The sequence below is a fragment of the Methylibium sp. genome (assembly GCF_013817365.1).
Classification (GTDB): domain Bacteria; phylum Pseudomonadota; class Gammaproteobacteria; order Burkholderiales; family Burkholderiaceae_C; genus Methylibium.
The window spans coordinates 1-7,735 of record NZ_JACDCU010000167.1; the positions used below are offsets into that span (position 1 = coordinate 1).

Consider the following 7,735-nt stretch of genomic DNA (forward strand, 5'->3'; position numbering starts at 1 on the left):
ACCATGCTGCGCGTCGGCAACCTGCAGCGCTCGGTCGATTTTTACACCGGCGTGCTCGGCATGCAGTTGCTGCGCACCACCGAGCGGCCGGAACAGAAGTACAGCCTCGCCTTTCTAGGCTACGGCACGAATCCCGAGCACGCCGAAATCGAGCTGACCTACAACCACGGCGTCGATGCCTACGATCTCGGCAGCGCCTATGGCCACATCGCCATCGGCGTGCCCGACGTGGCGGGCACCTGCGCTTCGGTGCGCGAGCGGGCCGCCGCCCTCGGTGGAGCAATCACCCGCGAGCCGGGGCCGGTGAAAGGCGGCGACACCGTGATCGCCTTCATCACCGATCCCGACGGCTACAAGATCGAGTTGATCGAGAAGCCCTGACAGGGCAAGGCCGAAGCAGCGCCCGTTTTCCCGGCGTTATTGCGCGCGCCGGTGCGGCGGCAATCTTGACAATGGCGGGTCCGAGCCGCACTCTCATTGCCATGCTGATCCCCCCCGACGGTCCCTCGACGACATCGACGACGCTGACCTCGGCGGCCTGCTCGCCGTCCGAAGGGGTCGTGCTCGCGGCCCCCGTTCGTGATCCGCAAGCCTTGCTGGCCGGCACCCTCGCCCGGCTTCACGCGACGCAGGACCTGTGGGTGTTCGGTTACGCCTCGCTGATTTGGCGCCCCGAGTTCAATGCCTGCGAACAGCGTCTGGCGCGTGTGCACGGTCACCACCGTGCGCTGCGCATGACCTCACGTATCAACCGCGGCACACCGCAGCAGCCCGGGCTCGTGTTCGCCCTGGTGGCTGGCGGCTCCTGCCAGGGCATGGCTTACCGCGTCGAGCGCTCGCGCGCCGACGCCGAACTGCGGCGCCTGTGGGAGCGTGAAATGCCGAGCGGCGTGTACGACCCGAAGTGGCTGCAATGCCAGACCCCACAGGGTCCCGTCAGCGCGCTGGCCTTCACGCTGAGCAAGCGCAGCCCCAACTACACGGGAGAAATCGACGAGGATGCGCTCGTGCGCATCCTGCGCCACGCCCGCGGCCGCTTCGGCAGCACGCTCGACTATCTGGTGGAAACCGCCCGCTGCCTGCACCGGCACGGCATTTGCGATCACGCCGTCGAGCGGCAGCTCGCGCTGGCTCGGCGACACGGTCTGGCGGTCTGAGCCGGTTCGGCTTCGGCGCAAGGCGTTGTTGCGTGTGCCGCCAGCGCTGTCAACCGCCCTCGAGTTCACCGCTGTTCCGGGCGTGCAGCGCGTGCAGCACCGCCAAATCGTCGGCGGTGTCCAGATCGAGGAGTACGCCAGCGTCGTCCACTTCGACACCTTGAGCCGCATGGCGCGCGACCACGCCGCGCGCGCCTTCGTCGCTGCGCAATGCGGCTAGTTCTGCATACAGCTCGGCGCGAAACCCGACCGGGTGCCCACGCTGGCCTCGGTACTGCGCATAGACAATCGGATGCTCGCCGAGTGCCGCAGCCACCGCACGCAGGCTGGCCGAATGCGCCAGCGGCATGTCGCCCGGCAGCACCAGCCAACCCGGCGCTTGCGGTCTCGAAGAGACGCCCGCAGCGATGGAGTGGCCCATGCCGCAGGAAAGCGGCGCGTAGGTGTCGCCCTCGACCAACAGCACGATGTCGCGGGCGGCAGCCTCAGCCGAGACGATGGAAAGCAAGGCCGGGATCGTCACGACCACGAACGGAAGGCCACTCCGCCGTACGGCGGTCAGGGTGCTGCCGAGCACGGTCGTGGAAGCGAACTTCTGAGCCAGCTTGTGTCCGGCCGTGGGCGTTCCGGCGGCAAAGCGCGAACCGCTGCCGGCAGCGAGCACGACCACCACGGGTTGCGATATCACGGTGATTCCTGGCCTCGTCGAACAAGGGCGCCCTTGCAGCGCCGTTCGCATGCTCCCATGAACCCGTGGACGGCGCGAGCTGCGGGCGCCCCCCGGCGCGCTGTAGCGAAGCACGCGAGCCCTACACTTTTGCCCATGAACCAGAACATCGCCGATCTGCGCAAGAGCTACGAACAGGACGAACTCGACGAGGCACAGTCCGAGCCCGATCCGCTGGCGCAGTTCGAGCACTGGCTGGCGCAGGCGCTGAAGGCCGAGCTGCCTGAGCCGAATGCGATGACGCTGGCGACCGTGGGTGCCGAAGGCCGGCCATCGACGCGCGTGGTTCTGATCAAGGGGCTCGATGCGCGCGGCATCGTCTGGTACACGAACTACGAAAGTCGCAAGGGCATCGAGCTGGCCGCGCATCCGTTCGCAGCGCTGCAGTTTCACTGGGTCGAGCTCGAACGCGTGGTGCGCATCGAAGGCCGGGTGGAGAAAACCAGCGCCGAAGACTCGGATGCCTACTTCCACAGCCGTCCGCTCGACTCGCGCCTCGGCGCCTGGGCCTCGCCACAAAGCCGTGTGATCCCGTCACGCACGGTGCTGGTGACCGGCGCGGCCAAGGCGGCCGCCCGCTTTCTGGGTCAGCCGCCCCGGCCGCCGCACTGGGGCGGCTTTCGTTTGATTCCCGAGCGCTGGGAGTTCTGGCAGGGCCGCCGGAGCCGTCTGCACGACCGGCTGCGCTACACGCAGCAGCCAGAGGGCGGCTGGCTGCGCGAGCGGCTGGCGCCTTAAACGCGCCGGAGCAAAGCGCTCAGAAGCTCACGCGCAACCCCGCGCTGAGCGATCGGCCTGGCAACGGTGCGAGTTCTCGCACGGTCGCTATCGAGCCGGCGTTGAAGGCCAGCTCGTCCGTCGCGTTGTCGAGCCGCACGAACAGCAGTGCATCGCTCATGCCGACGGTGAGCCGCTTGCTGACCGCGAGGTTCAGCAGCGTGTACGCCGGCGTCCTCTCGTCGTCCGCCGGCACGCGGCTCTGGCGCTGAGCGCGCACCACGTCGCCGCGCAGCGTCCAGCCGGCCAGGCTGTACGCCGCACCCAGGCGCAGGCGCAGCGGCGCGATGCGCGGCAGCGGCTCGCCGGTGCTGCGGTTGTCGGCGCGCAGCGCGTCGAGCTGGGCCTCGAGGTCGAGGCTGCCTTCGGCGTCGATGGCTCGCCATGCCCCTTCGAGTTCGATCCCCTGCAAGCGCGCCTTCACGCCTTCGAAGGCGTAGACCGGGAAGCTGTCGCCCTCGTCGCTGACGAAGTCGGCCTCACTGCTGCGCAGCAGCGCGATGTAGTTCGAGAAGCGGCTGACGAAGGCGCCGGCGCGCAGCCGGTGGGCGCCGGACTTCCACTCGAGCGCCACGTCGAGATTGCCGCCGCGCTCGAGATCCAGGTCGGCGTTGCCGCGCTCGAACGCGGACGTGGCGAGGTGAACGCCGTTGGCGTAGAGCTCGTAGCTCGCAGGCGCCCGCTCCGTGTAGGCGAGGTTGCCGGTGGCTTGCCAGCCGCTGCCCCAGCTCGCCGCCAGGTCCCAGACGCCGCCCAGCGCCGCGCTGGTGGCAGTGAAGCGCCGGTCCTGGGCGTCACCGAACTTCGGCTCGCTCGGGTCGGCGTCGCCGCTCGACTCGATGCGGCTGCGCTCGACGCGAGCCCCGAAGCTCAGCCGCGAGGCGCCGGCCAGGGCCAGTTCCTCGTGGACGAAGAGCGCCCACTGCCGGGTCTCGGTGTTCGGCACGAAGGCCTCCTCGCCGAGTGCCTCGAATTTCGCGCGCTCGCCCTGCAGACCGAACACGCCCTTCAGGCCGCCCAGCGGCGCGTGCTCCAGCTCGATGCGGCCGTCCTCGCCCTTGTTGCTGAAGGTGGTGCCGACCTCGCCCGTGCCCTCCACTTCCTCGTGCTCGTAGTCGGTGGACTGCAAGCGCGCGCGCACCGTGCGGATCGCGCCGCCGAGCTCGCGCCACTCGCCGGCCAGCGCGAACTTGTCGCGCTGCATGCGGATGAGCACGTCCTCTTCGGCAACGATGCCGTAGTCGTTGCGGTAGGTGTCGACCGAGGCACCGAGATAGCCCTGGCCCCACACCATCGAGCCGCCGAGCGCGCCGCCTTCGGCATCGCTGGCCGAGTTGACGATGCGGTCGCGACGCTCGCTGCCGCCGCCTTCGACCGGGCGGTCGAAATCCGGCACGCGCAGATCCTCGGTGCGGCGTTTGAAGGCGTCGGCATGCAGCACGAAGCCACGGCCGCCCGGGCCGCTCGCGCCATTGCCGGCTTCGATCAAGGCGCCTGCCGAGCGCGCGCGCGCCGCACCGCCGCCGCGCAGTTCGAGGGCGCCGGCGTGGCCTTGCAGCGCCGACTTCGGAATGCGGTTGTCGATCGCGTTGACCACCCCGCCGATCGCGCTGCCGCCGTACAGCAGCGCAGCCGGGCCGCGCAGCACTTCCAGGCGCTCGACCACCAGCGGCTCGATCGGCACCGCATGGTCGAAGCTGAGCGCGGACGCGTCGAGCGTCGCGCCACCGTTGCCGAGCACGCGGATGCGCTCGCCGTCCTGGCCGCGAATCACCGGCCGGTTGGCGTTGGGGCCGAAGTAGCTCGACGAAACGCCGGGCAGGCCGGACAAGGTCTCGCCCAGGCTGCTGCCCCGGCGCAGCACGAGGCCGGGGCCAGTCAGCACGCTGGCGGGTGTCGCGAGGCTGTCGCTGCCGAGCGGGTTGCCGGTGATCACCACCGGGGGCAGTGCCGCAGGCGGGGTCGACTGCGCGAGTGCCGGCAGTGCTGCGGCCAGCGCACACAGGCAGCCGGCATTCAGCGCGTTGAGGGTGAAGGGCGATGCGGGGCGCAGGACGGCGCCCCCGGTGTTTCGAAGGAAGGTGGGCATGAAGGTGTCCGCGGAAAAGCGGGTTCCGTGAAGGAGAGCGGGGCGCGGGACGCGGCCGCCGGCTGCAACGGGCAGCTAGGGCGCACCGCGGCGAACGCAGGCGCCGCCGCGTCAAGGCGCGCCTGTCAGGCAGCGAGGATCAGGCGGCGATCGGCGGCGGCCCGCGTGCCCGGTAGGCCAGGCAGATGGCACCGTTCGGGGCCATGCCCCGCCACACGCCAGCAGCGCCGGACAGCGGCAGTTCGGTGGTGAGCTCGGCCACGGCGAGCGCCAGATCGCCCAGCGAGAGCTGGTCGAACAGTTGGCACGCGTCGTCCTGCTGCTCGTGGCCGAACAGCGCGCTCCAGTCGTGGCCCGCCTCCTCATGGCCCGCCGCCACCTCAGGCAACGCGGGGAACGCGCCATGCGAGAAGCCACGGCCGTAGCGGTGGTCACGACCGTGGTCATGCGCGTGGGCATCGGCGAGCGCCCCGGTCTGCGGGTGCAGGGCGCGGTGCGCCTGCCCCAGGGTTTGCAGGCCGAGCAGCGCGAACACGAGCAGCGCCGCCAGCCAACGGCCGGGGCGGTAACGGAGCAGCGGAGACAGCGGCGGCGGCATCAGTCGGGTGCGGGAAACGCGACCCGGCAGTATCCGCTGCCGGTGCGACTCAGTGAGCGGCACGGCAACACTCGGGCTCGCGGTCACCAGGGGTCAGCGCAACGGCTGCGGCGTGGCAGCGTGGGGCGAAGCCTCAGGCGCGCCGTCGCGCGGCGAAGGTCTTGCGGAATTTCTCCAGCTTGGGCGCGACGACGAAGGCGCAGTAGCCCTGTTCCGGGTTCCGGGCAAAGTAGTTCTGGTGGTAATCCTCGGCAGGCGAGTAGTTCGCCTCGGGCAGCACTTCGGTGACGATCTTGCCGCGCACCCCGCCGCTGGCGGCGAGTTCGGCGATCACCTCATGGGCGATGCGGGCCTGCTCGGCGTCGTGCGTGTAGATCCCCGAGCGGTACTGGGTGCCGGCGTCGTTGCCCTGGCGGTTCAAGGTGGTCGGGTCGTGGGTGACGAAGAAGATCTCGAGCAGCTCCCGAAAACCGATGCGCTGCGGGTCGAACTGCACGCGCACCACCTCGGCATGGCCGGTCGTGCCGCTGCAGACCTGCTCGTAGCTCGGACTCGGCACGTGGCCGTTGCAATAGCCGGACTCGACCGCCACGACGCCTTCGACATCGAGGAAGACGGTCTCGGTGCACCAGAAGCAACCTCCCCCCAGCGTGGCGGTCTGTGTGGGAACTGCGCTCATGGGATCTCCTGGGAAAGAGGGGCCGGATCGGCCCGACGCCGGTAGTCGGAATCGGTGTTGCGGCCCTTACAGGTCGGCAAGCATCGGTATTGCACCACCTCCGGCAAGCCCCTGATGCCGACCGCCGGCCGCAGCCTTGAAGGCCGTTGCGCGCCCGGGCCGCGTGCTCGGGCGCGGCGGCCACAATGCCGGCCACCGCCACCGGACCGCGCATGCCCGCTCTAGAAAGCTTCAAGCCCATCCTGACCGCGCTGGTCCTGCCGCCGGTCCCCTGGCTGCTGTTGATGCTGGTCGGCGGCCTGCTCGTCCTCAGGAGACGCCGGCTCGGCGCCGTGCTGCTTGGCCTGGGCGCCGCGATGATCTGGCTGAGCGCCTGCCCAGGCAGTGGCCGCTGGCTGCAGCAGGCCTTGCTCACTGTGCCGCCCCCGCTGGGCGAAAGCGAACTCGCGGGGTTGAGACAGGAACGCAACGCCGCTGCAACGACTGCCACTGCCATCGTCGTGCTGGGCGGAGGGCGGGTCTTGAACGCACCGGAGAGCGGCACCAGCGACCTCAAGACGCCTTCACTGGAGCGGCTGCGCTACGGCATCAGGCTCGCGCGCGAAACCGGCCTGCCGCTCGCTTTCAGCGGGGGCACGGGCTGGGCTGCGCGCGTGGAGAGCGGCGCCTCGGAGGCCGAGATCGCACGACGCATTGCCCTGCGTGACTTCCGGCATCCGGTCACCTGGCTCGAGACCGCATCGCGCGACACGCAGGAGAACGCGCAACTCAGCGTGCCCTTCCTGAAAGCCGCCGGTATACGCCACATCGTGTTGGTGACGCACGCCTTGCACATGCCACGCGCCTTTCATGAGTTCGAGCAGGCAGCCGCTGGCCGTCTGCGAATCACCGCGGCCCCGATGGGCTACTTCGAGGGCTTCCAGGGCAGCGTTTTCGACTGGCTGCCGAGCGCGGACGGCTTCGAGCAGGTGCGGCTGGTGCTGCGCGAGCGGCTGGGCCTGATCGTCGCATCGGTCCGCCCAAATTAAAAACCCCTCCCGACCATCACGGTGGGAGGGGCGAGGTGGTATGTCCACCTTGGGAGCTCCGGAGAGAATTGGTCCGGGGATCCTGCTGCGCAGAGACTGCGCCGCTGATTTGCCTGCATTGCAGGCAAGGCAAGACTATCAGGCAAGCCGGCGAGATGCCAGAGTCATGCTGCTATGAGGGGCGGCGCGGCGATTGAGCCAGCAGCTTGACAACGAGCCAGCCAAGATTCTTGCCGAACACCGAACGGTCAGGCCTTGTGCGCCACGCCGGCCGCCATCACCGTGTCGAAGGCCGCTGCAACGCGCAGCTCCACCGCCGCATCCATCTTGATCGGCCGGCCCCATTCGCGCTGCGTCTCGCCGGGCCATTTGCTGGTGGCGTCCAGCCCCATCTTGCCGCCCAGGCCGGACACCGGCGAGGCGAAGTCGAGGTAGTCGATCGGCGTGTGTTCGACCAGCGTCGTGTCGCGCACCGGGTCCATCCGGGTGGTGATGGCCCAGACCACATCGGGCCAGTGGCGGATGTCCACGTCGTCGTCGGTCACGACGATGAACTTGGTGTACATGAACTGGCGCAGGAAGCTCCAGATGCCGAACATCAGCCGCTTGGCGTGGCCCGGGTAGGCCTTGCGGATCGAGACGATCGCCATGCGGTAGCTGCAGCCCTCGGGCGGCAGATA

At 69.5% G+C, this 7,735-nt stretch carries 8 protein-coding genes and 1 pseudogene; 4 read left to right on the top strand and 5 right to left on the bottom strand.

All coding sequences use genetic code 11. The features are described from left to right. Both gloA and H0W38_RS11445 read left to right on the top strand, forming a co-directional pair. A partial coding sequence (gene gloA / locus H0W38_RS11440; RefSeq protein WP_292454015.1) for a lactoylglutathione lyase occupies positions 1-381 on the top strand: 381 nt, incomplete at its 5' end. Between the two features lie 101 nt (positions 382-482). Further along, the gene (locus H0W38_RS11445) at positions 483-1,157 is read left to right on the top strand and encodes a gamma-glutamylcyclotransferase (RefSeq protein ID WP_292454017.1); all 675 of its coding nucleotides are present in this window, start codon (positions 483-485) and stop codon (positions 1,155-1,157) included. A 49-nt stretch (positions 1,158-1,206) separates the two neighbouring features. Here the strand turns inward: H0W38_RS11445 and H0W38_RS11450 are convergent, their stop codons facing one another. Continuing rightward, entirely contained in the window at positions 1,207-1,845 is a 639-nt protein-coding gene (locus tag H0W38_RS11450) for a nucleotidyltransferase family protein (protein WP_292454020.1), read from the bottom strand. Between the two features lie 135 nt (positions 1,846-1,980). On the opposite strand from H0W38_RS11450, the gene pdxH reads away from it, so the two are divergent. Further along, on the top strand, positions 1,981-2,622 hold the full coding sequence (gene pdxH / locus H0W38_RS11455; protein WP_292454023.1) for a pyridoxamine 5'-phosphate oxidase: 642 nt from the start codon (positions 1,981-1,983) through the stop codon (positions 2,620-2,622). 19 nt (positions 2,623-2,641) lie between these two features. Here pdxH and H0W38_RS11460 read toward each other — a convergent pair whose 3' ends face one another. The 3 genes from H0W38_RS11460 to msrA form a co-directional block, all read right to left on the bottom strand. Further along, positions 2,642-4,750 (bottom strand): TonB-dependent receptor, encoded by a 2,109-nt coding sequence (locus H0W38_RS11460; RefSeq protein WP_292454024.1) that lies wholly within the window; start codon positions 4,748-4,750, stop codon positions 2,642-2,644. Between the two features lie 139 nt (positions 4,751-4,889). Next, positions 4,890-5,348 (bottom strand): hypothetical protein, encoded by a 459-nt coding sequence (locus H0W38_RS11465; RefSeq protein WP_292454026.1) that lies wholly within the window; start codon positions 5,346-5,348, stop codon positions 4,890-4,892. A 133-nt stretch (positions 5,349-5,481) separates the two neighbouring features. Then, entirely contained in the window at positions 5,482-6,027 is a 546-nt protein-coding gene (msrA, locus tag H0W38_RS11470) for a peptide-methionine (S)-S-oxide reductase MsrA (RefSeq protein ID WP_292454028.1), read from the bottom strand. 212 nt (positions 6,028-6,239) lie between these two features. Between msrA and H0W38_RS11475 the strand changes: the two genes are divergently transcribed. Beyond that, positions 6,240-7,055: a YdcF family protein gene (locus H0W38_RS11475; RefSeq protein ID WP_292454031.1), complete on the top strand. Its 816-nt coding sequence runs from the start codon at positions 6,240-6,242 to the stop codon at positions 7,053-7,055. 248 nt (positions 7,056-7,303) lie between these two features. Here the strand turns inward: H0W38_RS11475 and H0W38_RS11480 are convergent. Then, a pseudogene (locus H0W38_RS11480) lies at positions 7,304-7,735 on the bottom strand (UbiD family decarboxylase domain-containing protein); the annotation flags it as partial.